This is a genomic window from Shigella sp. SIG3, from assembly GCF_053555855.1.
Window position 1 is genome coordinate 59,680 of the sequence record NZ_JBQZXE010000004.1, and the last position, 26,589, is coordinate 86,268.

Below are 26,589 nucleotides of genomic sequence, written 5' to 3' on the forward strand. Positions count from 1 at the left end.
GGCAGACAAAACATACCCAGTTTCATGATATGTTTTAAAGCGAGCTTATTTGTTGAGCTGGAAGAGCGACAATCCCTGCATATCGGTAAATGCTTTATACGATGCCTGCAATGCCGTTTGCTGCATGATGTAAGATGAAATAGTTGCATTCCAGTCCACATCAACCAGATCGCTCATCTGCTGCGTTTGCCCTAAAGCGCGATCGCTACCTAAGGAATCCAGCGACTCCAGTTTGTTCAGCTGCGTGCCTAATTCCGTGCGAACGGTAAGGACATTATTCAGCGAGTTTTTCAGTCCACGGTTGGTTTTATCCAATGCCGCAGCGGCGATTTCTTTATCCGCTTCGCTATCCGCGACCGGCGTTTTCAGGGCTGCGATGGCGCTATCCAGCATGGCAAAAAGATTGGTTTCAGAAGCGCTACCGTCTGGTTCCGCTACCGCGTTACTGGTAATACTGTCGAAAATTTTGTCGCCCGTATGTCCTATCACCATCGAACGCGAAGCATCGACCTGTTGCTTAATACTTTCTGTTCCGCCGACATAATCACCGTTAGCCTCACTAAACGGCGCAGTCTCTGTTTTATAACCGGCAAAAATGTAGCGCCCATTACCGTCAGTGGTGTTCGCCAGATTCAGCAACTGGTCACGAAGCCCCTGAATATCCGTAGCCAGCGAGGCCCGGTCATCGTCACTCAAGGTGCCATTGCTGGCGTAGACAATTTTTTCCTGAGCATTCTGGATAGCAGTGGTGACCTGGCTAAGTACACTCTCTTCCAGTGACACTTTTTGAGTGGCGAAAGTACGTGCCAGCGTGTACTGGCTGTTTTGCGCCTGTGCCTGGGAGAGAACAACAGCTTGTGATGCAGCAATGGGATCGTCTGAAGGGTTAACGACTCGCTTACCCGTCGACATCTGCTCGCCGTACTTCATCCATTCTGCCTGAGAATTGGTGATGCCGCGCATGTTTTGCTGGTACATCATCTGGGTACTGAAACGCATTTTATCTCCCCTTAGCGAATGTTAATCAGCGCATCAAAAATCGCGTTTGCCGTCTGCAGAACCTGCGCATTCGCCAGGTAATACTGCTGAAAACGTTGCAGATTTCCGTATTCCTCATCGAGATTGACACCGGAAATCGACTGCTGCTGATTGGAAAGCTGCGTCACCACATTACCTTGCGTGGTGCTACTGGTTTTCAACGTCGCGGTTTTATTACCGATATCACTCACTAACGAGGCATAAGCGTCGTTAAAGGATTTCGCACCGCCCACCGTTTTACTGTTGCTTTGCAGATCCAGCAGGGCCTGACCGTTGCGGTTGTCGCTATCACCCGCATCTTCTTCGCTCGCCATCGCGATTTTCGCTTCGTCGGTGATTAATACATCCATGTTGACGATGGCGTCACTTACTGGTTTCAGCGTGAAGCTGTCGTTAACGGCAGGCGTTCCTGTAAACGTCAACTCCAGACCATCAAATGCCACTTTACCGTTGGCATCTGGTGTCGCCGTAAAAGTGGTATTGCTGGCAAGGCGGGTGACCTGCCACTGATTATTATCGAACGAGATTTTGTAATCTGTCGCCAGTACCACGGAGGCATCAGTTACCGTGGCACCGATCGCAACGTCACCTTTGTTTTTCGTGTTTTGCTGAACCGCGGGATTACCGATAGTAAAGAAATCTTCACCAGCATCGCCGTTAGCATCAAATCCGGCTTTGTGTTGGCTGTTGAAAGCCTCGGCAAATGCCAGCGCCAGTTGTCCAAGCGTATTACGCGTCTGGTCCAGATCCTGAGAACGGAATGTCAGAATGCCGCCCAGCGACCCGGTATTCAGTAATTTCTCCGGGATCTCAATATTGCCTGCCGTCCCATCAACGTAAGCGACAGTCGTACGAGAAGGGTCGGCGCTGGAAGGAACTGCCGCCAGTTGCCGCGCCGTACTTCCCTGAACCAGTGAGTAACCATTGGCATCGTGATGTTATAAGTACCGCCATCCTGAACGCTGACTTCTACGCCAACAATCTGGTTTAATTCGCTCACCAGTTGATCGCGTTGATCCAGCAGATTGTTAGGTGACGCCCCTGCCCCCACGCCTGTCAGGCGCGAGATTTGATCGTTCAGGCTGGCAATTTGTTTAGCGTAATTGTTGATCTGATCAACGCTGGCACCTATCGCGATATTGACCTGTTTGTCCTGGTCGCGCAGATATTGATCGGTGGTTTTAAACTGATTCACCAACCCTTCTGATTTCCCAATCAGCGCCTGGCGCGCCGCCGGGTCTTCCGCGTTACTCACCAGCGTTTGCAGGCTGGTGAAGAAATCCTGCATCTGTGTTGCCAGCGAAGAGGTACTGGTGGAGAGCATATTGTCGATTTTCGACATCTGCTCATAGCGGGCGGTCAGGCCGCTACTTTGCGTCTGCACAGCACGTAACTGGTTGGTAATAAACGTATCATACTCACGCTGCACACCAGAAACGTAGACGCCATTGCCAACCCAGCCGCCAGCGCCCAACGTGCTATTGGCCTGCGCCATAATAGTGGTTTGGCGGGTATATCCGGCAACGTTATAGCTGGAGATATTATTACTTGCCGTATTTAACGCCGCCTGGGCCGCGTTCAGTCCGCTCATGGCGTTATTGATCAAGCTGGACATGGAGGTTCCTTATAAGCCTTCAATTACAGAGTATTATCGGCAGCGACCCGCCGGACTTGAGTTATTCAGAACAGATTATCAATGTTCATGCTGTAGGTTTTGCTCACCTGGTCGCTTATCGATTTCATCTGCTGGATCATGTTGGTGAGTTTACGGGCATAGTGAGGATCGGTAGCATAGCCCGCGTCCTGTAGGACCTGCGCCCCCTGTTCCGCACTCGCGGCGGTCGTCACGGCGGCGTAGCGCGGGTTACGTGTTAACAGCCCAACGTAATCCGACAATGCTTCCAGATACGAGCTGTAGACCCGAAACTTCGCTTTTACTTTCTTCGCTTCGCCGTTTTCATATTCAGTCGTGGTGATTTCAGTGACTTGCCCTTTCCAGTTGCCAGAGGCTTTGACACCAAACAGGTTATAGCTTGGCTCGCCGTTTTCGCGGCGGATTTGCCGTTGCCCCCAACCAGATTCAAGCGCAGCCTGAGCGAGGATCAAATGATGTGGCACACCGCTTTGCTGGCTTGCCAGTTGGGCGGGCAGCGAGAGTTGCGCGAGGAATGCTCTACTGTCACCCGGCAGCGAATCATCGTAGTTACGTGGTACGGCCTTTTGCACCAGCTGCGAAAGCGTCTGGTTTTGATAACGCACCACGGTTTCGAGCGGGAATTTCATCGGTGCTGCTGGCGTGGACTCCTCTGGCAATGGTTGTTCTGGCGTCATCTGTTTAACCATCATCTCTGCAAGCCCCAGACCTTTGCCCGCCGTCATCTGTTGGGCAATTTGCTGGTCATACATACTGGTATACAGACGAGTGTGCTCGCTGCTGAACAGGCCATCTTTTGGTAAAGCGTCGCGCATGCTTTTCAACATCATCTGCACGAACATCCCTTCCACCTGACGGGCCACCGGACGGATATTTGCCGCCGGATCTTCGCTCGCTTTCGCCTTTAGTTCGTTGAGTGATTGCGCATCCCAGGCCGCACTTGCCAGTAGTTTGCTGTCGCTGATCATCAGATGATTTCCAGTTTTGCCCGCAGACATCCCGCACTTTGCATTGATTGCAAAATAGACATCAGATCCATCGGCGTAGCGCCCAGCGCATTGAGCGCACGCACCACGTTATTGAGGCTGGCGCTGGAACGTACGCTTTGCAGCGAACCGCCGCTCTGGCGTAAATCGATCTGCGTTTGTGGAGTAACAACAGTCTGTCCACCACCAAACGGTGTATCTGGCTGGCTGACATTGGCCTGACGATTAACTGTTACTGAGAGATTTCCCTGCGCTACCGCGCAGCTGTCGAGGGTCACTTCTCGATTCATCACCACCGAACCGGTGCGCGAGTTAATCACTACTTTAGCGTCCTGCGGGGTGACATTAACCTGCATATTCTGGATATCGGCAAGGAAACGGACCTGGGAACTGTTGCCACTTGGTACGCGCACCTGAATAGTCCGCGCATCTAACGCGGTGGCGCTGCCATATCCACGCACGCGGTTGATGGTGTCAGCGATTTGCTGCGCCATGCTGAAATCTTCGTCGTTAAGTTGCAAATTAAGGGTATTCCCGACGCCAAACTGGCTGGGCAATTCACGTTCAATAACCGCACCATTGGTGATCCGTCCACCGTTCAGTTGGTTAACCTGAACACTGCTACCGCCCGCGGAGGCTCCTGCGCCGCCAACCAGAATATTGCCCTGCGCCAGCGCATACACCTGACTGTCAACGCCCTTAAGCGGTGTCATCAACAACGTACCTCCACGCAAGCTTTTGGCATTACCCATGGAAGAAACCACCACATCGATGGTTTGCCCCTGACGTCCAAACGGAGGAAGTGACACTGTCACCATTACCACAGCGACGTTTTTTAGCTGCATATTGGTGCCCGTCGGAACGGTAATTCCCAGCTGTGAGAGCATGTTATTAAGCGTTTGTGTGGTAAACGGCGTCTGGGTTGTCTGGTCACCAGTGCCATCCAGCCCCACTACCAGGCCATAGCCAATCAGTGAGTTTTGCCTTACCCCCTGAACACTGGTGAGATCGCGAATACGCTCAGCCTGAGCCGCCGTCGTAACCAGTAGAAGAATTAATGCAGAGAGAAATTTAATCACCACAGCCTCACTTACATTGGCGACAGGTTAAGGAAGAAACGCTGCAACCAGCCCATATTTTGCGCTTCGTTAATGTAGCCATTGCCTACGTATTCAATACGCGCATCCGCCACCTGAGTAGACGGTACGGTATTGCTGCCGCTGATAGTGCGTGGATTAACCACGCCCGAGAAGCGAATAAATTCGGTACCCTGATTAATGGCAATCTGTTTTTCACCCACCACATGCAGGTTGCCGTTGACCAGTACCTGGTCAACCGTCACCGTCAACGTGCCGCTAAAGGTATTGCTGGCATTGGCCCCGCCCTTTCCGTTGAACGTGTTACCACCGGAGGCTTCGACATCGGCACGAGCGTTACCAAACAGCCCCTGCAAATAGCGCGGCACAGTATCAAAGCCAAAATTAGTTTTACCGTCACGGCTGGCATTCGCAGAGGAGCTTTTGCTGGCGCTGACGTTCTCCTGCAACACGATGGTCAGCGTATCGCCAATATTGCGTGGTCGACGATCTTCAAACAGCGGTTGATAGCCATAGTTAATCGGCTGAGCAGACTGGAAAATAGAACCGTTGGCGACGGGCGTCGGACCGGGAACCGGTTGTGCACTGGTCGCCCCCTGCACCAGCGGCGTGGAGGGTATCCAGGCGCAGCCGGTTAGTGAAAGCACCAACAAGCTGGAAATGGCATAAGTATGCGCAGCGTTTTTTTGCATGGCTATCATCTTCAAAAATCAGTAAACCGGTGAACCTGCCACCGGTTATGCCTTAGAGTTGCGTCAGTTTTTGCAGCATCTGATCGGTGGTGGACACCGCTTTACTGTTGATTTCGTAAGCGCGTTGCACCTGAATCATATTGACCAGTTCTTCCGCCACGTTGACGTTAGACGTTTCAACATACCCTTGATACAGCAGTCCCGCGCCGTTCAGGCCCGGCGTGCTTTCGTTCGGTGCACCGGAGGATTGCGTTTCGGTGTAGAGGTTTTCGCCAATGCTCTCCAGTCCGGTATCATTCATAAAGGTGGTGAGATTGAGCTGCCCAACCTGAACCGGAGCTGCCTGGCCTTGTTGGGTTACGCTGACCACGCCATCACGACCGATGGTGATACTTAACGCATTCGCCGGAATGGTGATCGCTGGCTGCACCTGAAAACCACCAGCCGTCACCAGCTGCCCGTTCTGATCCACCTGGAAAGAGCCGTCACGGGTATAGGCTGATGAGCCATCTGGCAACATTACCTGGAAAAAGCCCTGCCCTTTAATCGCGACATCTTTGCTGTTATTGGTCTGCGACAGATTGCCCTGGCTGTGTAAGCGTTCAGTGGCGACCGGGCGTACCCCCGTGCCGATTTGTAATCCGGAGGGTAAGGTGGTTTGTTCGGAAGACTGTGCCCCCGGCTGGCGAATGGTTTGATAAAGCAGATCTTCAAACACCGCGCGCTGACGCTTAAAACCGTTAGTACTGACGTTTGCCAGGTTGTTGGCAATGACGTCCATATTGGTTTGCTGGGCGTCAAGGCCCGTTTTGGCGATCCATAATGAACTGATCATATAATGTCCTGTAGTGGATTGCTGACAAGCAGAGCAGAAGCACGCGACAGTGTGAATTTCCCCTCACCCTAACCCTCTCCCCAAAGGGGCGAGGGAATAGTCCGCGCGCTTTTATTGCAATGTCATCAATCGTTCAATTAACTCATCGACAGCAGTTGGTTGGCACGGCCTGCGTTATCATCGACGCTGCTGATCACCTTCATCTGCATTTCAAAACGCCGCGCGCTGGCAATCATGTCGCTCATTGCCGCAACGGCATTGACGTTACTGCCTTCCAGAACCCCCGACATCACACGCAAGGTTGGATCTGCCTGCAGTACCGGCCCTCGCGTGGCCTGGGTTTCTGCGCTTAAACGAAAAATGCCGTCGTCACCGCGCTGCACTTCGCTGCCCGTGGCTTTCACCAGTTTCAGACGCCCTACTGGCGCAACTGTATTTGCCGGATCGCCCGGATTGAGCGCCGAGATTGTGCCATCGGCAGCAATCGTGATTTCCGCCCCTTCCGGCACAGCAATTGGCCCCGCCTCGCCTATCACCGGATGCCCCTGAATTGTCAGTTGCCCGGTGGGATCAACCTGAATGCTGCCATTACGCGTATACCCTTCGCTGCCGTCAGCGGTCTGCACGGCCAGCCATCCTGCTGCAACGCAACGTCCAGCGGGCGCGAGGTGTAATCCATCTTGCCGGGCGTCATGTCTGCACCCGGTGTTGACGCCGTTACCAGCGTGCGCGTGGGCAGTGAAAGCCCTTCCACCGGCACTGCGCGCAAGGCGTTTAACTGCGCGCGAAAACCGGGCGTAGAGGCATTGGCCAGATTACTGGCGGTTACCGCCTGTTGATTCAGCGTCTGGCTGGCTGCTCCCATCGCAGTATAAATTGCGTGATCCATTGAGCTATCCCGTCAGCGATTAGCGTAAGTTAACCCGCGTGTTGAGGATCTGGTCCTGGGTTTTGATGGTCTGGGCGTTAGACTGATAGTTACGCTGGGCAACGATCATATTGACCAGTTCTTTACTGAGATCGACGTTGGACGCTTCCAGCGCACCGTTGGTCAGGGTGCCAAAGTTTCCCGTCCCGGCTGTCCCCAACAGCGCCACGCCAGAAGATTGCGTCGCAGACCAGACGTTGTCGCCTTCGGATGCCAGACCTTCGTTGTTGGCAAAGTTCGCCAGTACAATCTGCCCCAGCAGTTGGGTTTGTTCGTTGGAATAGTTGCCGACAACCGTACCGTCATCATTGATTTGATAACTCACCAGATCGCCCGGTTTGTAGCCATTCTGGGTGGTTGCCACAATGTTGTTAGCGCCGGTATTTTGCTGCATGGAGTTGAGGAAGCTCAGACTAAACGTGGCGGGTTCTGCACCGTTAATTGCGCCGGTTGCGATATTATTCGCCATCGCACATGTGCCATTAGCATTAAATTCCAGTGTTGTCGCTGTCTTCGCAATGCTGTTTGGATCACTGCTATCCTGGGTGTAGACCTGCCAGTTATTATCCCCGGTCTTCACAAAATAGACGCTCATGTCATGAGCATTACCCTGACTGTCGAAAACAGTCACCGAACCTTTTTTGTTATAGCTATCCGCATTGCTGGCGCTGAATGGCGTAACAGTAGGAAGCGGATCACTGGAATTCAGGTTGATCTGCATCGACGCCGTGGTGGTAGTTTTCGCTGCCATCAGGGTATTCGGGATCGAAATATTGGTCGGATTCGCCCCTTGCTGAATAGTCGGCGGCGTACCGGTTGCCGGGTAACCCGTCAGCTGTAAACCTTGCATATTCAACAGGTTACGGTTTTCATCCAGCTTAAATTGTCCGTTACGGCTGTAGAACACCGAACCGTTGCTGTCTACCAGACGGAAAAAACCGTTCTGGCTGATAGCAACGTCCAGACCTCGCCCGGTGTTGGTGGTCGTGCCATCGGTAAAGTCCTGAGTGATACCGGCAACTTTTACCCCCAGTCCCACTTTCGAACCGGCAAACATATCGGCAAAAGAGGCCGTGCCTGATTTAAAGCCGTAGGTGGCGGAGTTGGCGATATTGTTGCCAATAACATCGAGGTTGGTGGCGGCAGCGTTTAATCCGCTAACCGCTTGAGAAAAGGCCATGACTGACTCCTGAAATGTGAAGGCTTAAATTATCTGCCGTACTTCGTCGAGGGTGGTGGTGCCGTAAGTGCCGAGATCCAGCGTATTACCGCTGTTGCCGCGGATCACACCCTGCACCAGAGCAAACTGCAGCGGCTGGGCAACCAGTTGTGTACCACCGTTACTGGCGCTAATCGCTACATTGTAAGAACCGTTCGGCGCAGTGCTGCCATCAGTCAACGTACCGTCCCAGGTGAAACTGTGAACTCCGGCGGTCAGTTCACCAATATCAATGGTGCGCACAACCGCGCCATTTTTATCGGTGATGGTGGCCGTAACTTTGTCTGCCGCCTGTTGCAGCTCAACACCAAACGGCGTGGTCGTGGTCACAGCCCCTTCTTCACTGCCGGTTCCCGCAAGAACAGTTGTGCCGGGGATCATCACGCCGTGACCGATCAGGTTACTGGCCTGTAACGACTGGCTGTTATCAATCTGTCCGGAAATAGATCCGAGCGTGGTATTGAGTTTTTCAATCCCGCTGACCGTGCTGATTTGTGCCAATTGCGACGTCAGCTCGTTGTTTTCCATTGGATTGGTCGGGTCCTAGTTTTTCAGCTGCGCCACCAGCAAAGTCAGAAAACTGCTTTGTAAATCTGCGGCGTTGCTGCCCGTGAGCGAACTACTGCTGGTGGTACTGACGCCGGTATTTGTCGGATCGGTGGTGGTTACCGCAATGGACATAGCTTTCTCCTTTATTGACCGAGCGTAAGGGTTTTCAGCATCATGCTTTTCACCGTGTTGAGCACTTCAACATTGGCCTGATAGCTGCGTGACGCCGACATGGTGTTAACCATCTCCCCGACGACATCAACGTTCGGCATTTTTACGTAGCCCTTTGCATCTGCCAGCGGATTACCTGGTTCATAAACCAGTTTGTCCGGGGCCTGACTTTCTTAACATCGGCAACCTTTACGCCGCCTGTCGCAGCACCTGGTGCAGCGTTAACCTGGAATACCACCTGTTTTGCCCGATATGGCTGTCCATCAGGACCGGTCACGCTATCAGCATTTGCCAGATTACTGGCCGCCACGTTCAGGCGCTGGGACTGGGCAGTTAACGCCGACCCGGCGATATCAAAAATATTCAGCAGTGCCATCCGTTAATTTCCGCTCTGTAAAACGTTCATCATGCCTTTGATTTGCCCGCTCAACGCGCTAAGGCTCATCTGGTATTGCAGGCTGTTATCGGCAAACTGGGTGACTTCCTGACGCTGGGCGCGCAGATTGAGCGCCTCTTGTTGAAAACGTAAGGCGGCGTCGAGCTTATCGAGCATATCTCCTCCGCAGGTATCAAAATTCTGCCATCAGCTTAAATGCCTTTACGCGCGCGTTATCGGCGGAATAAACGCAAAATGGGTCGCTATTTATGCCGTTGATGGTCATTGCGGACAGGTACAACTCACGTTGTAGAAATGGCTGGGGGCGAAAATGCTGACAATAAAACGTAGCGTGGCGATCATCGCGATACTGTTCAGTCCGTTAAGTACGGCGAGCAATCTCACATCGCAATTGCACAACTTTTTTAGCGCCCAACTCGCGGGGGTAAGTGATGAGGTTCGTGTTTCTATTCGTACAGCGCCCAATCTACTACCGCCATGCGAGCAGCCATTGCTTTCGATGAGCAATAATTCCCGCCTGTGGGGCAATGTGAATGTGTTGGCACGCTGCGGTAACGACAAACGATATTTACAGGTTAATGTGCAGGCCACAGGAAATTATGTGGTTGCCGCGATGCCTATTGTGCGGGGAGGAAAGCTGGAAGCTGGCAATGTCAAACTGAAACGTGGACGCCTGGATACCCTGCCACCGCGTACGGTGCTGGATATCAATCAACTTGTTGATGCCGTTAGCCTGCGCGATCTATCACCCGATCAACCTATCCAGTTAACCCAGTTTCGCCAGGCATGGCGGGTAAAAGCGGGACAACGCGTCAATGTGATCGCCAGCGGTGATGGGTTTAGCGCCAACGCAGAAGGTCAGGCGCTGAACAATGCAGCCGTCGCACAGAATGCGCGGGTGCGCATGGTATCGGGACAGGTAGTCAGCGGCGTTGTTGATGCAGATGGGAATATTCTTATAAACCTGTAAGCTGTTAAAGATTACCCGTCCCTTGCCGATAAATAAGCAACACATGATAAAAGCGCCCTCAATGAGGAATAAACCATGAGTATTGATCGCACTTCGCCTCTGAAGCCTGTAAGCACCGTTCAACCGCGCGAAACCACTGACGCGCCGGTAACGAACAGCCGCCTCCACCAGCACCAGTGTGACGTTAAGCGACGCGCAAGCAAAACTGATGCAACCCGGCAGCAGTGATATCAATCTTGAACGTGTCGAAGCGTTAAAACTGGCGATTCGTAACGGTGAACTAAAAATGGACACCGGCAAAATTGCCGATGCGCTGATCAACGAAGCGCAGCAAGACTTGCAGAGTAACTGATCGTATGACACGTCTTGCAGAGATCCTCGACCAGATGTCCGCTGTGCTTAACGATCTCAAAACGGTAATGGATCATGAGCAGCAACATCTCTCTATGGGGCAGATCAACGGCAGCCAGTTGCAATGGATTACAGAACAAAAAAGCTCACTGCTGGCGACGCTGGATTACCTCGAACAGTTACGCAAGAAAGAACCCAATACAGCAAATAGCGTTGATATTAGTCAACGCTGGCAGGAAATTACTGTGAAAACGCAGCAACTACGCCAAATGAATCAACATAACGGCTGGTTACTGGAAGGACAGATTGAGCGCAATCAACAGGCGCTGGAAATGTTGAAACCGCATCAGGAACCGACGCTATATGGGGCGAACGGTCAGACCTCAACACCCCATCGCGGCAGTAAAAAGATTTCGATCTGAATATTATCTCCGGCCTGCACTGCAGGCCGGAATGCATTGTTACACCGTCCGGCGGGCAAATTCTTTAACTTTGAAGCCCAGTACCGCCAGTGCAGCGAAGTACGCGGCAATCCCCGCCAGCACGACCGCCATTAAACGCAGTAAGCGCCAGGGCATGGTACCCAATGACCACTCCGGCATGATATGTAACATACCTAAAAGCACGCCAGACATCACCAGTACCGCCACCACCAGACGCAACAGAAACGCCATCCAGCCGGGTTGCGGAGTAAAGATTTTCTGCTTACGCAACTGCCAGTAAAGCAGCGAAGCATTCAGACACGCCGCCAGACCAATAGAAAGTGACAGCCCGGCATGTTTCAACGGACCAATAAACGCCAGGTTCATCAATTGCGTTAAAATCAGCGTAACGATGGCAATTTTCACTGGCGTTTTAATGTCTTGGCGGGAATAAAAGCCAGGAGCCAACACTTTCACTACAATCAGGCCAATCAAACCCACCGAGTAGGCAATTAACGCCCGCTGGGTCATCAGCGCATCAAACGCGGTAAATTTACCGTACTGGAACAGCGAAACGGTTAACGGACCTGAAAGAATGCCCAACGCAACCGCACTCGGCAGTGCCAACAGGAAACAAAGACGCAACCCCCAGTCCATCAAACGGTTGTATTCATCATGATTGCCACTGGCAAAACTTTTCGACAGCGACGGCAGCAAAATGGTGCCAAGCGCCACGCCCAGCACACCGGAGGGAAACTCCATTAAGCGGTCGGCGTAATACATCCAAGACACCGAACCGGAAGCAAGAAACGAGGCAAAAATGGTGTTGATGATTAAGGAGATCTGGCTCACAGAGACGCCAAGGATCGCCGGTCCCATCTGTTTCACCACGCGCATTGCTCCAGCATCGTGGAAGTTAATGCGCGGCAGGACCAGCATGCCGATCTTCTTCAGGTGCGGTAGCTGATACACCAGCTGCAGGATGCCGCCGACCGTAACAGCCCACGCCAGCGCCAGCACCGGTGGGTTAAAGTACGGTGCGGCAAACAGCGCGAAACCAATCATGCTGATGTTAAGCAGTGTTGGCGCAAACGCCGGAATCGAGAAGCGGTTCCACGTATTCAGAATCGCTCCCACCAGCGACGCCAGGGAGATCAGCAAGATATAGGGAAAGGTAATCTTTAGTAGGTGGCTGGTCAGGGCAAATTTGTCAGCTGTGTCAGCGAAGCCTGGCGCGGTCACCATGATCACCCACGGTGCGGCGAGCATGCCAGCGACCGTCACAACCGCCAGCGCAAGTGTCAGCAGGCCAGAAACATAAGAGACAAAGACCCGCGTGGCGTCTTCACCCTGCTTACTTTTATATTCCGCCAGAATCGGTACAAATGCCTGGGAAAATGCCCCTTCGGCAAAGATACGGCGTAACAAGTTAGGAAGTTTAAAAGCGACGAAAAAGGCGTCGGTTGCCATCCCTGCGCCAAAGATTCTGGCGACAATTGCGTCTCGTGCGAAGCCAAGCACACGCGAAAACATGGTCATCGAGCTGACGGCGGCCAGCGATTTTAATAAATTCATCGGTGTTCTAATCCGGACCCACGGGCAAAACGCCTGCAAGGCAGGCGCTGAAAGAGGCGAATAGTCTACCTAGATTATGGTGAATTGCTACCGCCAGATGTTACAGGGTTTATTCACTCATCGCATCGCGCCAGATCTTGTCAACGATACGTTGCGCCAGCACTGCCTATTCGCCGGCGGTTTGCGGAACTGTCTGATTTTGCACGCATTCAATGAAGTGCCGCGCACAGCCGACAAATCCACGTTGCTCAAGAGTGCTCTGCCAACCAGGAATCGGTTTATTCACTACACCCTGCCCGCGCTCCTCACGCCATTCGCGCATATCCGTAATGTCGATGAGCGCACCGTCAGTCACGGCCTGCACGGTTTCACGCTGACTTCCGGCACGGCGATGCATACAAGTGGTGATCTGCAAAGGACCGGCCGAAAAATGGTGCTCGGCAAACAGCATTTCGCCAGCGTCGTTAGTCAGTAGCGTACCGCCATCCAGAGAGGCTTTGCCGCCCGACAACCACAGCGCGGTATCCACCACATGCAGATAATCATCCAGCAACGTGAAATAAAGATCGTGTGGCCCGACGCTATTGCTACGATGTTTATCCATTCTTAGCGAGGCTGCGGTGGCGAGTTGCGTTTTTAACTCACCGTAGAGTGGTGCGAAACGACGGTTAAAACCGACCATCAACGTCAGTTTTTTCCGCGCCGCCAGTTCCACCAGCCTTTCAGCATCGCGCAGATTTTCTGCCAGCGGTTTATCGACACAGACATGTACCCCCGCATTGAGTAACGTACTGACCACGTCAAAGTGGCTGGCGGTGCTGGAGTGCACAAAAACCGCATCACAACTGGCGGCAAGGCTGGATAACGAATCGGCATAAGGAATGCGCCAGCTGTCACAAATTGGCAGGGCTTTGGCGCGCGTAGGCGACCAGGCTCCTTGTAACGTCCAGTCAGACGCTGCCGCCAGCACCGGTAACCACGCTTTTTGCGCAATGCCGCCTAATCCCACTACGCCGATACGTAATTTTTTCACTTTAATCTCCCAGATGGGCCAGCAACGAATCAAGACGTTGTTTCAGTTCTGCCACTTCGATTTCCAGGGCTTCGACGCGGGTCTGTAAATCACCGTCAACCATGTTCGACATAGCCGTTACCGCCGGCTGATCTTCAACCTCACCACTGAAAAGATGCATGTAGCGGCTTTCGCGTTTACCCGGTTCGCGGGCCAGACGCACCACAAAAGGACCATCTTCGCGATTCGCCAGTTGTTCCAGCGTCGACTCCACTTCCGCCATATCGCTGAATTCATACATTCGCGCGGCGCGGCTGCGCAGTTCACCCAGCGTCTGGGCACCACGCAATAACAACGTGGTGATTAACGCCACTTCTGCGGCGCTCAGTTTCAGATCGCCAAATTCTGAATTACAAAAACGTTGCTCATATTTGGTGACCCGATTACCAAAACCGCTCACTGTGCGTAGATAATGACGTTTGACCAGATTATCCAGCTGTTCCTGCACTTCGGATTCACTCAGATTCATGACCGGTTCACGGTTCGTTTTCTGATTACAGGCCGTGACTACACCATTGACTGAGAGCGGGTATTGCTCCGGCGTGGTCACCTGCTTTTCCAGCAAGCAACCAATTACGCGAGCTTCCAGGGCAGTAAGTTGATATTTCATGAGATTCTCCTTAGCGGCCGGGCGTCCAGTCTGGGGTAGTTAATGCCGTCAGTACGTGATCGCGCCATTGTCCATCAATCAACAGATAGTCTTTCGCATAGCCTTCTTTTTCAAAACCCAGTCGCGCCAGTAAATCACCGCTGCGTTTATTGTGCGGCATATAATTAGCCATAATGCGATGAATATGTTGGGTGCGCTGCATATAACGAATGGCTGCGGTCAGGGCTTCAAACATGAGTCCTTTGCCCTGCCATTTTTGCCCAATCGAATAACCGAGATAGCAGGCATGAAAAGAGCCGCGAACAACATTGGAAAAATTGGCAACGCCAATAATCTCTTTTTCGTCCGGGTCGAATAAGCCAAAGTAGAAAGCTGAACCTTGTTTATGAAATTCGTTAATCATCCCTAGCCTGGCCTGCCAGCCTGATGGATAACAGTGGCTTTCGTCGCGCACTGGCTCCCAGGGCTTGAGGAAATGGCGATTCTCTGCGTAATAATCCGCCAGACGCCAGGCATCACGATCATGCACCAGACGCACGACCAGTCGGTCTGTGGTTAAGCGCACTTTTGGCACGTTACTGCGATAGCCAAACATTCTATACCTACTCCTTCCCGTAACGTCTTTAATACGCTGTAAGTATTACTATACCTGCGCAACCAGACCCTGTGAAAAGTCCAAAATGCCATTTTCTGCATTATTCACATATTTGATAAAAACTCTCTATCAAAGCGACGTTTTGATAAAAAAATATTGTCCCCGAAGTGATGGGAAAAGTCTTAGCGGCAATGCAGAATAGAAAGTGCTCATCTTTTATTTCCCGGGAGGGGAAATGTCCCGCGTATCGCAGGCGAGGAACCTGGGTAAATATTTCCTGCTCATCGATAATATGCTGGTCGTGCTGGGGTTCTTTGTTGTCTTCCCGCTGATCTCTATCCGCTTCGTTGATCAAATGGGCTGGGCCGCCGTCATGGTCGGTATTGCTCTCGGTCTACGCCAGTTTATTCAGCAAGGTCTGGGTATTTTCGGCGGCGCAATTGCCGACCGCTTTGGTGCCAAACCGATGATTGTTACCGGTATGCTGATGCGCGCCGCCGGATTCGCCACAATGGGTATCGCCCACGAACCGTGGCTATTGTGGTTTTCATGCCTGCTCTCGGGACTCGGCGGCACGTTGTTTGATCCGCCGCGTTCGGCGTTGGTGGTGAAACTAATCCGTCCACAACAACGTGGTCGTTTTTTCTCGCTGTTGATGATGCAGGACAGTGCCAGTGCGGTCATTGGCGCATTGTTGGGGAGCTGGCTGTTGCAATACGACTTTCGCCTGGTCTGCGCCACAGGGGCCGTTTTGTTTGTGCTATGTGCGGCGTTCAATGCGTGGTTGTTACCGGCATGGAAACTCTCCACCGTACGCACGCCCGTTCGCGAAGGCATGACCCGCGTGATGCGTGACAAGCGTTTTGTCACCTATGTCCTGACGCTGGCGGGTTACTACATGCTGGCTGTACAAGTGATGCTGATGCTGCCAATTATGGTCAACGACGTGGCTGGCGCGCCCTCTGCCGTTAAATGGATGTATGCCATTGAAGCGTGTCTGTCGTTAACGTTGCTCTACCCTATCGCCCGCTGGAGTGAAAAGCATTTTCGTCTGGAATACCGGTTGATGGCTGGGCTGTTGATAATGTCATTAAGCATGATGCCGGTGGGCATGGTCAGCGGCCTACAACAACTTTTCACCCTGATTTGTCTGTTTTATATCGGGTCGATCATTGCCGAGCCTGCGCGTGAAACCTTAAGTGCTTCGCTGGCGGACGCAAGAGCTCGCGGCAGCTATATGGGGTTTAGCCGTCTGGGTCTGGCGATTGGCGGCGCTATTGGTTATATCGGTGGTGGCTGGCTGTTTGACCTGGGCAAATCGACGCACCAGCCAGAGCTTCCGTGGATGATGCTGGGAATTATTGGCATCTTCACTTTCCTTGCGCTGGGTTGGCAGTTTAGTCAGAAACGCGCCGCGCGTCGTTTGCTGGAACGCGACGCCTGATTTGATACACCCCCCTGACTCCTCCATACTGAAAGTGAACTGACAGCCAAATGGAGGAGTCACGTGAAGCTATACATTTACGATCACTGCCCTTACTGCCTCAAAGCCCGCATGATTTTCGGCCTGAAAAATATCCCCGTCGAATTACATGTTCTGCTCAACGACGACGCAGAAACACCCACCCGGATGGTCGGTCAAAAACAGGTTCCCATTCTGCAAAAAGATGACAGCCGCTATATGCCAGAAAGCATGGATATCGTTCACTATGTCGATAAACTCGACGGCAAACCGTTACTGACCGGCAAACGTTCCCCTGCCATTGAAGAGTGGCTGCGCAAGGTCAATGGCTACGCCAACAAACTGCTGTTGCCGCGTTTTGCCAAATCGGCATTTGATGAGTTTTCTACTCCCGCCGCGCGCAAATATTTCGTCGACAAGAAAGAGGCCAGCGCGGGTAATTTTGCCGACCTGCTGGCCCACTCTGACGGTCTGATTAAGAATATCAGCGATGATTTGCGTGCGCTGGACAAACTGATCGTCAAACCGAACGCCGTGAATGGCGAACTTTCGGAAGATGATATTCAGCTATTTCCGCTACTGCGTAATCTGACGCTGGTAGCCGGAATCAACTGGCCAAGCCGCGTTGCTGATTACCACGATAATATGGCGAAACAGACACAAATCAATTTGTTATCATCAATGGCGATTTAATCCTGACCCGCCGCGGCAGCCTGTATTCGCGGGTTGCCGCCGTTTTCAGTTTTTTCTGCTGGCGAGTTTATCGCTGGTGACACATGCTGCGTTGTGTCAGGATATTGACGCAGATTTCATGTCGAGGACTACCATGAACAAGTTTTTATTTGCCGCTGCATTGATCGTCAGTGGCCTGCTCGTTGGCTGTAATCAACTCACCCAATACACCATCACCGAACAAGAAATTAACCAGTCGCTTGCGAAACATAATAATTTCTCAAAAGATATCGGTTTACCCGGCGTGGCTGACGCCCATATTGTTCTGACAAACTTGACCAGCCAAATTGGTCGCGAAGAGCCGAATAAGGTTACCCTAACCGGAGACGCCAATCTGGACATGAACTCCCTGTTCGGTAGTCAGAAAGCGACCATGAAACTGAAGCTGAAAGCGCTGCCCGTGTTTGATAAAGAAAAAGGTGCGATCTTCCTGAAAGAGATGGAAGTGGTCGATGCGACGGTACAACCGGAAAAAATGCAAACGGTGATGCAAACGTTGCTTCCCTATTTGAACCAGGCATTACGCAATTACTTTAACCAGCAACCTGCTTACGTCCTGCGCGAAGATGGCAGTCAGGGCGAAGCAATGGCGAAAAAACTGGCGAAAGGCATTGAAGTGAAGCCAGGTGAAATTGTCATTCCGTTTACGGATTAATGACGAGGGCGCATTCGCGCCCTTTATTTTTCGTGCAAAGGAAAACATTTCCGCTTATCCTTTGTGTCCGGCAAAAACATCCCTTCAGCCGGAGCATAGAGATTAATGACTGCACCATCCCAGGTATTAAAGATCCGCCGTCCAGACGACTGGCACCTTCACCTCCGCGATGGCGACATGTTACAAACTGTCGTGCCGTATACCAGCGAAATTTATGGACGGGCTATCGTAATGCCCAATCTGGCTCCGCCCGTGACCACAGTTGAGGCTGCCGTGGCGTATCGCCAACGTATTCTTGACGCCGTACCTGCCGGGCACGATTTCACCCCATTGATGACCTGTTATTTAACAGATTCGCTGGATCCTAATGAGCTGGAGCGCGGATTTAATGAAGGCGTGTTCACCGCTGCAAAACTTTACCCGGCAAACGCAACCACTAACTCCAGCCACGGCGTGACGTCAATTGACGCAATCATGCCGGTACTTGAGCGCATGGAAAAAATCGGTATGCCGCTACTGGTGCATGGTGAAGTGACACATGCAGATATCGACATTTTTGATCGTGAAGCGCGCTTTATAGAAAGCGTGATGGAACCTCTGCGCCAGCGCCTGACTGCGCTGAAAGTCGTTTTTGAGCACATCACCACCAAAGATGCTGCCGACTATGTCCGTGACGGAAATGAACGGCTGGCTGCCACCATCACTCCGCAGCATCTGATGTTTAACCGCAACCATATGCTGGTTGGTGGCGTGCGTCCGCACCTGTATTGTTTACCCATCCTCAAACGCAATATTCACCAACAGGCATTGCGTGAACTGGTCGCCAGCGGTTTTAATCGAGTATTCCTCGGTACGGATTCTGCGCCACATGCACGTCATCGCAAAGAGAGCAGTTGCGGCTGCGCGGGCTGCTTCAACGCCCCAACCGCGCTGGGCAGTTACGCTACCGTCTTTGAAGAGATGAATGCTCTGCAGCACTTTGAAGCATTCTGTTCTGTAAACGGCCCGCAGTTCTATGGCTTGCCGGTCAACGACACATTCATCGAACTGGTACGTGAAGAGCAACAGGTTGCTGAAAGCATCGCACTGACTGATGACACCCTGGTGCCATTCCTCGCCGGGGAAACGGTACGCTGGTCCGTTAAACAATAAAAATCGTAGCTTCCTGTTGTCATTAGGTTATTTTACCTGTATAAATAACCAGTATATTCAACAGGGGGCTATTATGCGAATTGAAGTCACCATAGCGAAAACTTCTCCATTGCCAGCTGGGGCTATTGACGCCCTGGCTGGCGAACTTTCCCGCCGTATTCAGTATGCGTTTCCTGATAATGAAGGCCACGTATCGGTACGTTATGCCGCAGCGAATAATTTATCGGTTATTGGCGCAACAAAAGAAGATAAACAGCGCATTAGCGAAATTCTCCAGGAAACGTGGGAAAGCGCCGATGACTGGTTTGTCAGCGAATAATATGCAGTGATTTTTGTTTTTGCCGGGTCGCCCCGGCTTTTTTATTTTACTTACGAATTTTGAGTACAAAATTTCTACACTTCCTCAAAATAATTGCACAATATGCTAAAAAAATATGAATGACATGCTGTTTTATTGTTCATATAAATCTTAAAAGCAGAAATTTATCTGTTCCCCCCTTTAAAAATTCGGTGAATACCCTTACTTATTGGTATACTGAAGTTGCTTCAGATAAAAACGCATTGAACCTCGAATAACGTTGTCTAGTAACACGAATTAGGGGGCCATGATGGAAAAAAATAATGAAGTCATTCAGACTCATCCGCTCGTAGGGTGGGACATCAGCACCGTTGATAGCTATGATGCGCTGATGTTGCGTTTGCACTACCAGACCCCAAATAAGTCCGAGCAGGAAGGGACTGAAGTTGGTCAGACGCTCTGGTTAACCACTGATGTTGCCAGACAATTTATTTCGATATTAGAAGCAGGAATCGCCAAAATTGAATCCGGTGATTTCCCGGTAAACGAGTATCGGCGTCATTAACATGACATGACCATCCACCCAAAAGGCACCTCACCGGTGCCTTTACCATTTCTGGGTTGTATATCTGCATTCAGTTAATTACTCTGCTTAAACCATGAGAGCAGAGAGAAAAAAATGAAATACGATCTCATCATTATTGGCAGCGGTTCCGTAGGCGCTGCCGCCGGGTATTATGCAACCCGCGCCGGTTTAAACGTGCTAATGACCGACGCCCATATGCCACCGCATCAACACGGCAGCCACCACGGCGATACGCGATTAATTCGCCATGCTTATGGTGAAGGCGAAAAGTATGTCCCGTTAGTCCTCCGCGCGCAAACGCTGTGGGATGAACTTTCCCGCCACAACGAAGATGATCCCATTTTTGTACGCTCTGGTGTCATTAACCTCGGCCCGGCTGACTCCGCATTTCTCGCCAACGTCGCCCACAGCGCCGAACAGTGGCAACTCAACGTTGAAAAGCTCGATGCGCAAGGGATTATGGCCCGCTGGCCAGAAATACGCGTCCCGGACAACTACATCGGCTTATTTGAGACTGATTCCGGTTTTTTGCGCAGCGAACTGGCGATTAAAACCTGGATCCAACTGGCGAAGGAAGCGGGCTGTGCGCAACTGTTCAACTGCCCGGTCACCGCAATTCGTCATGACGATGATGGCGTAACTATTGAAACGGTTGACGGTGAGTATCAGGCGAAAAAAGCGATTGTCTGCGCGGGAACATGGGTAAAAGACCTGCTCCCGGAGCTGCCTGTCCAGCCCGTACGTAAAGTATTTGCCTGGTATCAGGCCGATGGCCGCTATAGCGTGAAGAATAAATTCCCGGCGTTTACCGGTGAACTGCCCAATGGCGATCAATATTATGGTTTTCCGGCAGAAAACGACGCGTTGAAGATTGGCAAACATAACGGAGGCCAGGTTATCCATTCAGCGGATGAACGTGTTCCGTTTGCGGAAGTGGCCAGTGATGGGTCAGAAGCCTTCCCGTTCTTGCGCAATGTATTGCCGGGTATCGGTTGCTGCCTGTACGGCGCTGCCTGCACCTATGATAATTCGCCTGACGAAGATTTTATTATCGATACCCTACCCGGCCACGATAATACACTGCTCATTACCGGCCTGAGTGGGCACGGTTTTAAATTTGCGTCAGTTTTAGGGGAAATAGCTGCCGATTTTGCGCAAGACCAAAAAAGCGATTTTGATTTGACGCCATTCAGGCTTTCCCGCTTCCAATAATCATCATTACGGCCTCCAGAATGAGGCCGTTTTTACAGGAGTATTTAATGCGTCGGCTGTTGCACTATCTCATCAATAATATTCGCGAGCATCTGATGCTTTATCTTTTTCTCTGGGGATTGTTGGCAATTATGGATCTGATCTATGTGTTTTATTTTTAGTTTTCCGCACTGACATAAACTGACAAATATTTAATCTCCCTTTCATTTAGCGTGAAAAATTGAATGAGATTATTCCTGCTTCTACAGCACTCACCAGACATCTCTGATGCTGAACCCACTAAACTTATGAAGATTCTTTCATTATTAATTCAAAATTATTGAAATAAAAATAAATATCATTCAATTTGTTATTTTTGTGTTGCAATTCATTCTCCGACACGCCATTTTCTTTCTCTCGCAAATTCGTATTGGATGCACTTATGTCATTCACAAATACCCCTGAACGCTATGGTGTTATATCTGCGGCCTTCCATTGGCTAAGCGCAATTATTGTCTACGGCATGTTTGCTTTAGGTCTGTGGATGGTCACGCTCAGTTATTACGATGGCTGGTATCACAAAGCACCCGAACTGCATAAAAGCATCGGTATTTTGTTAATGATGGGGCTGGTTATTCGCGTTCTGTGGCGTGTCATATCTCCACCGCCGGGTCCGCTGCCGAGTTATTCGCCCATGACTCGTCTTGCCGCAAAAGCTGGACATCTCGCATTGTACCTATTGCTGTTCGCCATCGGCATCAGCGGCTATCTGATCTCAACTGCCGATGGTAAACCGATCAGCGTTTTTGGCTGGTTTGACGTCCCCGCGACCCTTGCCGACGCTGGCGCACAGGCAGACTTTGCCGGTGCCCTGCATTTTTGGCTCGCGTGGAGCGTCGTAGTACTGTCTGTTATGCACGGATTTATGGCCCTGAAGCATCATTTCATCGATAAAGACGACACTCTGAAGCGCATGCTGGGAAAGTCGTCATCTGACTATGGAGTATAAAAAATGAAAAAAAGCCTGCTTGGTTTAACCTTCGCGTCCCTGATGTTCTCTGCCGGTTCAGCGGTTGCCGCCGATTACAAAATTGACAAAGAAGGTCAGCACGCCTTTGTTAACTTCCGCATACAGCATCTTGGCTATAGCTGGTTATATGGCACCTTTAAAGATTTCGACGGTACTTTTACCTTTGATGAAAAAAATCCGGCTGCCGATAAAGTGAATGTGACAATTAACACCACCAGCGTCGATACTAACCACGCCGAACGCGATAAACATCTTCGCAGTGCGGATTTTCTCAATACCACAAAATATCCACAGGCAACATTCACCTCCACCAGCGTGAAGAAAGACGGTGACGAACTGGATATTACCGGCGATCTGACGCTGAATGGCGTAACCAAACCCGTCACGCTGGAAGCGAAATTAATTGGTCAGGGCGACGACCCATGGGGCGGTAAACGTGCAGGCTTTGAGGCCGAAGGCAAAATTAAGCTCAAAGACTTCAATATCAAGACAGATTTAGGTCCAGCTTCTCAGGAAGTGGATCTGATTATTTCAGTGGAAGGCGTACAGCAGAAGTAAGAGTGAAATGTTGCCGGATGGCACGCATCCGGCAATGATATTTATTCTGTTGGATCAGGAATACCCAGTGTTGTATTCAGACGTCCACGAGACTTATTAAAGATCTTATTGCCATTTTCACGTCCTGCCCGACGGCGTCGCTGTTCTTCTGGCGGTAACGCGCTTTCTTCGCAGCAAATCTCACTACAACAACCTTTGTATTTTTCCGCGCATACTGGACACTGAATAAACAGCAGGTGGCAGCCATCATTTTTACAGTTGGTATGGCTGTCGCACGGCGCGCCGCACTGGTGGCAATGCGCGATAATCTCATCCGATATACGTTCGCCCATCCGCTCGTCAAAAACAAAATTTTTGCCAATAAAACGCACCGGCAAGCCCTGCTCGCGCGCCTTACGGGCGTATTCAATAATTCCGCCCTCGATATGCCAGACTTTGTTGAATCCGTTATGTTTCATCCAGGCACTGGCCTTTTCACAACGAATGCCGCCGGTGCAGTACATGACGATTTTTTTATCTTTATGTGCCTGCATCATCTCGACTGCTTTTGGCAGCTGCTCACGGAAGGTATCTGCCGGAATTTCGAGCGCGTTTTCAAAGTGCCCCACTTCATACTCATAGTGGTTACGCATGTCGATAAATAGTGCATCGGGATCGTCAAGCATGGCGTTCACTTCCGCCGCTTGCAGATACTCACCAACATTGCTGGCATCAAAGTGAGGATCGTCAATACCGTCGGCAACAATGCGATCGCGTACCTTCATGCGCAGTACCCAGAAGGATTTCCCGTCATCATCCAACGCGATATTCAGGCGTAAACCCTCTAAAGCCGGGTCGAAGGCATAGAGCTGCGCGCGAAATGTTTCAACATTGCTCGCAGGTACGCTGATTTGCGCGTTAATGCCCTCATGCGCCAGATACACTCGCCCAAAAACATTCAGCGCGGTAAACAGCTGATATAAAGCGTCACGGGTCGCCTTAGGATCGGCGATGTGGAAATACTTGTAAAACGAAATGGTGGTTCGCGGTTCGCTCTCAGCCAACATTTTGGCTTTTAACGCGTCGTTGGAAATGCGGTTGTGTAACACTGGCATGGTGTACGGTTCCTGCGAGATGGGAAAGTAAAAATCCGCGGCATGATATAGCAATTATCGATAATTAACATCCACACATTTTACGCTACATTTGCGCATTAAAAATTATTTGTTATTTACAAGCGCGGCAATTTCGCCCAGTCTTCAGCCACAAATTTTGGTTGCGGGCGAAAAAATGCGACAATACATACAATTGCCCGTATAGGTTGAAAAACAGGATTGATATGACGAATCTACCCAAGTTCTCCACCGCACTGCTTCATCCGCGTTATTGGTTAACCTGGTTGGGTATTGGCGTACTTTGGTTGGTCGTGCAATTGCCCTACCCGATTATCTACCGCCTCGGTTGTGGATTAGGAAAACTGGCGTTACGTTTTATGAAACGACGCGCAAAAATTGTGCATCGCAACCTGGAACTGTGCTTCCCGGAAATGAGCGAACAAGAACGCCGTAAAATGGTGGTGAAGAATTTCGAATCCGTTGGCATGGGCCTGATGGAAACCGGTATGGCGTGGTTCTGGCCGGACCGCCGAATCGCCCGCTGGACGGAAGTGATCGGCATGGAACACATTCGTGACGTGCAGGCGCAAAAACGCGGCATCCTGTTAGTTGGCATCCATTTTCTGACACTGGAGCTGGGCGCGCGGCAGTTTGGTATGCAGGAACCGGGGATTGGCGTTTACCGCCCGAACGATAATCCACTGATTGACTGGCTACAAACCTGGGGCCGTTTGCGCTCAAATAAATCGATGCTCGACCGCAAAGATTTAAAAGGCATGATTAAAGCCCTGAAAAAAGGCGAAGTGGTCTGGTACGCACCAGATCATGATTACGGCCCGCGCTCAAGCGTTTTCGTCCCGTTATTTGCCGTTGAGCAGGCTGCGACCACGACCGGAACCTGGATGCTGGCACGGATGTCCGGCGCATGTCTGGTGCCCTTCGTTCCACGCCGTAAGCCAGATGGCAAAGGGTATCAATTGATTATGCTGCCGCCAGAGTGTTCTCCGCCACTGGATGATGCCGAAACTACCGCCGCGTGGATGAACAAAGTGGTCGAAAAATGCATCATGATGGCACCAGAGCAGTATATGTGGTTACACCGTCGCTTTAAAACACGCCCGGAAGGCGTTCCTTCACGCTATTAAATCTCCCATGCCGGATGCTTCAGAATGGCATCCGGCATTACCACAGCAAATCCCCCTGATTTAGCGATAAAAGCTCTCTGGATTGCGCCCCCTGGAAGTCGGGCGCATAATTAGTGTGTTTATCTTTTCTTCTTATGTTCACCGCGCCTGGCGCACCAACAGCGGATTGCTATGTCACCCTGTGAAAATGACACCCCTATAAACTGGAAACGAAACCTGATCGTCGCCTGGCTAGGCTGTTTTCTTACCGGGGCCGCCTTCAGTCTGGTAATGCCCTTCTTACCCCTCTACGTTGAGCAGCTTGGTGTTACCGGCCACTCCGCCCTGAATATGTGGTCCGGTATTGTCTTCAGTATAATGGGTTCCTAAACACATCATTTTAGATATTGAATATGAGACGGGCAATCAGCTACATCAGATTTTCAAGTGAACGACAACTGAAAGGGGACTCTGTACGCCGACAATCTAAGCTGGTTACTGACTGGCTTGATAAGAACCCTGAGTTTTACTTGGATTCATCCTTGAGCTTTAAAGATTTGGGGAAAAGTGCTTTTAGTGGTAAGCACCTGAAAGGTGGTCTAGGTGACTTTTTAACCGCTATCGAGAAAGGGCTTGTTAAAGCTGGTGATACGCTACTAATCGAGAGTTTAGACCGTCTGTCACGTCAGGATATTGATATTGCTTCTGAGCTATTACGCCGTATCTTAAGGGCTGGTGTAGATGTAGTCACACTGAGCGATGGAGAACATTACACACGAGAAAGTTTAAAAGACCCGTTAGCCCTGATTAAAAGCATTCTGATAATGCAGCGGGCGCATGAGGAAAGTTTGAGGAAGTCTGAGCGTGTCCAAGCTGCATGGAACCGTAAAAAAGAACTCATCTCCGAAGGTATCAAGGTATCTAGGCGTTGTCCTGCATGGTTAAGGCTGAATGATGACCGTCGAACATTCACAATCATTCCTGATAAAGTGGAAGTTGTTAAACGAGCATTTGACCTGAGATTACAGGGTTTAAGCTTTTGGGCTATCACCAGAACTTTAAACGATGAAGGTCACTTGTCATTGAATCAATACACACCCAAACAAAAGGGGTGGTCTGATACTGCTGTAAAGAAACTACTCAGAAATCGTGCTGTGATTGGATGTTTCACACCTGCTGGACGTGAAGAAGTTCAGGGTTACTACCCCGCAATAATCAGTGAGTCACTATTCTATCGAGTACAGCAACTGAACACAGGGCAATATGGTAGGGCTTCTGTATCAAGTAATCCGCTATCAGTCAACTTGTTCAGGGGTATCATCAAATGTTCTGAGTGTGGGGCTACTATTGTTCTTGGTGGATATGCCTTAAAACGTTTTGGAATGTACAGATGCCCTAATCGTTCAGCTAACAGGTGTAGTGCAAAGGCTATCAGTCGTAAGCAAACGGATGCAACTATCCTTTACATGCTCGCATTATGCGACCGTTTTGAAACTGAAAATACTGACACTATTGATAGCCTTAAATTACAGCGTGAAGATTTGCA

26 protein-coding genes and 7 pseudogenes are annotated in these 26,589 nt (G+C 50.9%); 16 read left to right on the forward strand and 17 right to left on the reverse strand.

The genetic code is table 11. From position 1 onward, the window contains the following. Positions 1 to 45 precede the first annotated feature (45 nt). The 12 genes and pseudogenes from flgL to ACUU1I_RS02150 form a co-directional block, all read right to left on the reverse strand. Positions 46 to 999, reverse strand: coding sequence for a flagellar hook-associated protein FlgL (flgL, locus tag ACUU1I_RS02095; protein WP_001212772.1), 954 nt, complete (start codon positions 997 to 999; stop codon positions 46 to 48). Between the two features lie 11 nt (positions 1,000 to 1,010). Next, a pseudogene (gene flgK, locus ACUU1I_RS02100) lies at positions 1,011 to 2,653 on the reverse strand (flagellar hook-associated protein FlgK). A 65-nt stretch (positions 2,654 to 2,718) separates the two neighbouring features. Beyond that, positions 2,719 to 3,660: a flagellar assembly peptidoglycan hydrolase FlgJ gene (flgJ, locus tag ACUU1I_RS02105; RefSeq protein WP_005067764.1), complete on the reverse strand. Its 942-nt coding sequence runs from the start codon at positions 3,658 to 3,660 to the stop codon at positions 2,719 to 2,721. Further along, a complete protein-coding gene (flgI, locus tag ACUU1I_RS02110; protein WP_000589333.1) occupies positions 3,660 to 4,757 on the reverse strand; it encodes a flagellar basal body P-ring protein FlgI in 1,098 nt (365 codons plus the stop codon). Before flgI ends, flgJ begins: the two co-directional genes overlap by 1 nt. Positions 4,758 to 4,768: 11 nt before the next feature. After that, on the reverse strand, positions 4,769 to 5,467 hold the full coding sequence (flgH, locus tag ACUU1I_RS02115; RefSeq protein WP_001295442.1) for a flagellar basal body L-ring protein FlgH: 699 nt from the start codon (positions 5,465 to 5,467) through the stop codon (positions 4,769 to 4,771). A gap of 52 nt (positions 5,468 to 5,519) precedes the next feature. Then, positions 5,520 to 6,302 carry a flagellar basal-body rod protein FlgG gene (flgG, locus tag ACUU1I_RS02120; protein ID WP_000625837.1) on the reverse strand — a complete coding sequence of 261 codons (783 nt, stop codon included), beginning with the start codon at positions 6,300 to 6,302 and terminating at the stop codon, positions 5,520 to 5,522. Positions 6,303 to 6,439: 137 nt separating this feature from the next. Continuing rightward, positions 6,440 to 7,027, reverse strand: a pseudogene (gene flgF / locus ACUU1I_RS02125) (flagellar basal body rod protein FlgF); the annotation flags it as partial. Positions 7,028 to 7,128: 101 nt separating this feature from the next. Then, positions 7,129 to 7,191 (reverse strand): annotated as a pseudogene (locus tag ACUU1I_RS02130) (hypothetical protein); the annotation flags it as partial. Between the two features lie 19 nt (positions 7,192 to 7,210). Next, entirely contained in the window at positions 7,211 to 8,410 is a 1,200-nt protein-coding gene (gene flgE / locus ACUU1I_RS02135; RefSeq protein WP_000885830.1) for a flagellar hook protein FlgE, read from the reverse strand. 24 nt (positions 8,411 to 8,434) lie between these two features. After that, positions 8,435 to 9,130, reverse strand: a pseudogene (gene flgD, locus ACUU1I_RS02140) (flagellar hook assembly protein FlgD). Positions 9,131 to 9,141: 11 nt separating this feature from the next. Then, a pseudogene (gene flgC, locus ACUU1I_RS02145) lies at positions 9,142 to 9,545 on the reverse strand (flagellar basal body rod protein FlgC). Positions 9,546 to 9,548: 3 nt separating this feature from the next. Then, the gene (locus ACUU1I_RS02150) at positions 9,549 to 9,722 is read right to left on the reverse strand and encodes a hypothetical protein (RefSeq protein WP_000884713.1); all 174 of its coding nucleotides are present in this window, start codon (positions 9,720 to 9,722) and stop codon (positions 9,549 to 9,551) included. 154 nt (positions 9,723 to 9,876) lie between these two features. On the opposite strand from ACUU1I_RS02150, the gene flgA reads away from it, so the two are divergent. The 3 genes and pseudogenes from flgA to flgN all read left to right on the forward strand — a co-directional run bounded on the left by flgA (position 9,877) and on the right by flgN (position 11,309). Then, positions 9,877 to 10,536, forward strand: a complete 660-nt coding sequence (gene flgA, locus ACUU1I_RS02155; RefSeq protein WP_000955724.1) for a flagellar basal body P-ring formation chaperone FlgA — start codon at positions 9,877 to 9,879, stop codon at positions 10,534 to 10,536. 75 nt (positions 10,537 to 10,611) lie between these two features. Then, positions 10,612 to 10,888, forward strand: a pseudogene (gene flgM / locus ACUU1I_RS02160) (flagellar biosynthesis anti-sigma factor FlgM). Between the two features lie 4 nt (positions 10,889 to 10,892). Beyond that, on the forward strand, positions 10,893 to 11,309 hold the full coding sequence (gene flgN / locus ACUU1I_RS02165; RefSeq protein WP_000197331.1) for a flagella biosynthesis chaperone FlgN: 417 nt from the start codon (positions 10,893 to 10,895) through the stop codon (positions 11,307 to 11,309). Positions 11,310 to 11,348: 39 nt separating this feature from the next. Here flgN and murJ read toward each other — a convergent pair whose 3' ends face one another. From murJ to rimJ, 4 genes are all read right to left on the reverse strand, one after another. Continuing rightward, positions 11,349 to 12,884 carry a murein biosynthesis integral membrane protein MurJ gene (murJ, locus tag ACUU1I_RS02170; protein ID WP_001050662.1) on the reverse strand — a complete coding sequence of 512 codons (1,536 nt, stop codon included), beginning with the start codon at positions 12,882 to 12,884 and terminating at the stop codon, positions 11,349 to 11,351. Between the two features lie 166 nt (positions 12,885 to 13,050). After that, positions 13,051 to 13,917 carry a Gfo/Idh/MocA family protein gene (locus tag ACUU1I_RS02175; RefSeq protein WP_000736138.1) on the reverse strand — a complete coding sequence of 289 codons (867 nt, stop codon included), beginning with the start codon at positions 13,915 to 13,917 and terminating at the stop codon, positions 13,051 to 13,053. A 1-nt stretch (position 13,918) separates the two neighbouring features. Continuing rightward, the gene (locus ACUU1I_RS02180) at positions 13,919 to 14,566 is read right to left on the reverse strand and encodes a YceH family protein (RefSeq protein ID WP_000877093.1); all 648 of its coding nucleotides are present in this window, start codon (positions 14,564 to 14,566) and stop codon (positions 13,919 to 13,921) included. Between the two features lie 10 nt (positions 14,567 to 14,576). Then, the gene (gene rimJ, locus ACUU1I_RS02185; protein ID WP_000468186.1) at positions 14,577 to 15,161 is read right to left on the reverse strand and encodes a ribosomal protein S5-alanine N-acetyltransferase; all 585 of its coding nucleotides are present in this window, start codon (positions 15,159 to 15,161) and stop codon (positions 14,577 to 14,579) included. 235 nt (positions 15,162 to 15,396) lie between these two features. Between rimJ and mdtH the strand changes: the two genes are divergently transcribed. From mdtH to ACUU1I_RS02235, 10 genes are all read left to right on the forward strand, one after another. Then, the gene (mdtH, locus tag ACUU1I_RS02190) at positions 15,397 to 16,605 is read left to right on the forward strand and encodes a multidrug efflux MFS transporter MdtH (protein WP_000092219.1); all 1,209 of its coding nucleotides are present in this window, start codon (positions 15,397 to 15,399) and stop codon (positions 16,603 to 16,605) included. 63 nt (positions 16,606 to 16,668) lie between these two features. Further along, positions 16,669 to 17,316 carry a glutaredoxin 2 gene (gene grxB, locus ACUU1I_RS02195; protein ID WP_000780910.1) on the forward strand — a complete coding sequence of 216 codons (648 nt, stop codon included), beginning with the start codon at positions 16,669 to 16,671 and terminating at the stop codon, positions 17,314 to 17,316. A gap of 133 nt (positions 17,317 to 17,449) precedes the next feature. Beyond that, a complete protein-coding gene (locus ACUU1I_RS02200) occupies positions 17,450 to 18,010 on the forward strand; it encodes a lipoprotein (protein ID WP_001295443.1) in 561 nt (186 codons plus the stop codon). A gap of 105 nt (positions 18,011 to 18,115) precedes the next feature. Beyond that, positions 18,116 to 19,162, forward strand: coding sequence for a dihydroorotase (pyrC, locus tag ACUU1I_RS02205; RefSeq protein WP_000126576.1), 1,047 nt, complete (start codon positions 18,116 to 18,118; stop codon positions 19,160 to 19,162). Between the two features lie 73 nt (positions 19,163 to 19,235). Then, complete coding sequence (dinI, locus tag ACUU1I_RS02210; protein WP_001217754.1) at positions 19,236 to 19,481, forward strand: DNA damage-inducible protein I; 246 nt, start codon at positions 19,236 to 19,238, stop codon at positions 19,479 to 19,481. 289 nt (positions 19,482 to 19,770) lie between these two features. After that, positions 19,771 to 20,025, forward strand: a complete 255-nt coding sequence (gene bssS, locus ACUU1I_RS02215; protein WP_000414437.1) for a biofilm formation regulator BssS — start codon at positions 19,771 to 19,773, stop codon at positions 20,023 to 20,025. Positions 20,026 to 20,139: 114 nt separating this feature from the next. Further along, complete coding sequence (gene solA, locus ACUU1I_RS02220; RefSeq protein WP_000872813.1) at positions 20,140 to 21,258, forward strand: N-methyl-L-tryptophan oxidase; 1,119 nt, start codon at positions 20,140 to 20,142, stop codon at positions 21,256 to 21,258. Positions 21,259 to 21,305: 47 nt separating this feature from the next. After that, on the forward strand, positions 21,306 to 21,419 hold the full coding sequence (locus ACUU1I_RS02225) for a YceO family protein (RefSeq protein ID WP_001253418.1): 114 nt from the start codon (positions 21,306 to 21,308) through the stop codon (positions 21,417 to 21,419). 260 nt (positions 21,420 to 21,679) lie between these two features. Then, the gene (locus tag ACUU1I_RS02230) at positions 21,680 to 22,246 is read left to right on the forward strand and encodes a cytochrome b (protein ID WP_000011108.1); all 567 of its coding nucleotides are present in this window, start codon (positions 21,680 to 21,682) and stop codon (positions 22,244 to 22,246) included. A gap of 3 nt (positions 22,247 to 22,249) precedes the next feature. Then, positions 22,250 to 22,825: a YceI family protein gene (locus ACUU1I_RS02235; protein WP_000749269.1), complete on the forward strand. Its 576-nt coding sequence runs from the start codon at positions 22,250 to 22,252 to the stop codon at positions 22,823 to 22,825. A gap of 41 nt (positions 22,826 to 22,866) precedes the next feature. Here the strand turns inward: ACUU1I_RS02235 and trhO are convergent, their stop codons facing one another. After that, complete coding sequence (gene trhO, locus ACUU1I_RS02240; RefSeq protein WP_001144616.1) at positions 22,867 to 23,919, reverse strand: oxygen-dependent tRNA uridine(34) hydroxylase TrhO; 1,053 nt, start codon at positions 23,917 to 23,919, stop codon at positions 22,867 to 22,869. Positions 23,920 to 24,143: 224 nt separating this feature from the next. Between trhO and lpxL the strand changes: the two genes are divergently transcribed. The 3 genes and pseudogenes from lpxL to ACUU1I_RS02255 all read left to right on the forward strand — a co-directional run. Further along, complete coding sequence (gene lpxL / locus ACUU1I_RS02245; protein WP_005062003.1) at positions 24,144 to 25,064, forward strand: kdo(2)-lipid IV(A) lauroyltransferase; 921 nt, start codon at positions 24,144 to 24,146, stop codon at positions 25,062 to 25,064. 171 nt (positions 25,065 to 25,235) lie between these two features. Further along, a pseudogene (locus ACUU1I_RS02250) lies at positions 25,236 to 25,421 on the forward strand (hypothetical protein); the annotation flags it as partial. 35 nt (positions 25,422 to 25,456) lie between these two features. Next, a partial coding sequence (locus ACUU1I_RS02255; protein ID WP_449144805.1) for a recombinase family protein occupies positions 25,457 to 26,589 on the forward strand: 1,133 nt, incomplete at its 3' end.

Coding starts and splice junctions, on each gene's coding strand:
- ACUU1I_RS02235 (WP_000749269.1), top strand. CDS start 22,250: ATGAAAAAAAGCCTGCTTGGTTTAACCTTCGCGTCCCTGATGTTCTCT.
- trhO (WP_001144616.1), bottom strand. CDS start 23,919: ATGCCAGTGTTACACAACCGCATTTCCAACGACGCGTTAAAAGCCAAA.
- flgE (WP_000885830.1), bottom strand. CDS start 8,410: ATGGCCTTTTCTCAAGCGGTTAGCGGATTAAACGCTGCCGCCACCAAC.
- ACUU1I_RS02200 (WP_001295443.1), top strand. CDS start 17,450: ATGAACAAGTTTTTATTTGCCGCTGCATTGATCGTCAGTGGCCTGCTC.
- dinI (WP_001217754.1), top strand. CDS start 19,236: ATGCGAATTGAAGTCACCATAGCGAAAACTTCTCCATTGCCAGCTGGG.
- solA (WP_000872813.1), top strand. CDS start 20,140: ATGAAATACGATCTCATCATTATTGGCAGCGGTTCCGTAGGCGCTGCC.
- ACUU1I_RS02230 (WP_000011108.1), top strand. CDS start 21,680: ATGTCATTCACAAATACCCCTGAACGCTATGGTGTTATATCTGCGGCC.
- flgA (WP_000955724.1), top strand. CDS start 9,877: ATGCTGACAATAAAACGTAGCGTGGCGATCATCGCGATACTGTTCAGT.
- lpxL (WP_005062003.1), top strand. CDS start 24,144: ATGACGAATCTACCCAAGTTCTCCACCGCACTGCTTCATCCGCGTTAT.
- pyrC (WP_000126576.1), top strand. CDS start 18,116: ATGACTGCACCATCCCAGGTATTAAAGATCCGCCGTCCAGACGACTGG.
- flgL (WP_001212772.1), bottom strand. CDS start 999: ATGCGTTTCAGTACCCAGATGATGTACCAGCAAAACATGCGCGGCATC.
- flgH (WP_001295442.1), bottom strand. CDS start 5,467: ATGCAAAAAAACGCTGCGCATACTTATGCCATTTCCAGCTTGTTGGTG.
- ACUU1I_RS02180 (WP_000877093.1), bottom strand. CDS start 14,566: ATGAAATATCAACTTACTGCCCTGGAAGCTCGCGTAATTGGTTGCTTG.
- bssS (WP_000414437.1), top strand. CDS start 19,771: ATGGAAAAAAATAATGAAGTCATTCAGACTCATCCGCTCGTAGGGTGG.
- flgG (WP_000625837.1), bottom strand. CDS start 6,302: ATGATCAGTTCATTATGGATCGCCAAAACGGGCCTTGACGCCCAGCAA.
- flgJ (WP_005067764.1), bottom strand. CDS start 3,660: ATGATCAGCGACAGCAAACTACTGGCAAGTGCGGCCTGGGATGCGCAA.
- murJ (WP_001050662.1), bottom strand. CDS start 12,884: ATGAATTTATTAAAATCGCTGGCCGCCGTCAGCTCGATGACCATGTTT.
- ACUU1I_RS02150 (WP_000884713.1), bottom strand. CDS start 9,722: ATGCTCGATAAGCTCGACGCCGCCTTACGTTTTCAACAAGAGGCGCTC.
- rimJ (WP_000468186.1), bottom strand. CDS start 15,161: ATGTTTGGCTATCGCAGTAACGTGCCAAAAGTGCGCTTAACCACAGAC.
- mdtH (WP_000092219.1), top strand. CDS start 15,397: ATGTCCCGCGTATCGCAGGCGAGGAACCTGGGTAAATATTTCCTGCTC.
- ACUU1I_RS02225 (WP_001253418.1), top strand. CDS start 21,306: ATGCGTCGGCTGTTGCACTATCTCATCAATAATATTCGCGAGCATCTG.
- flgN (WP_000197331.1), top strand. CDS start 10,893: ATGACACGTCTTGCAGAGATCCTCGACCAGATGTCCGCTGTGCTTAAC.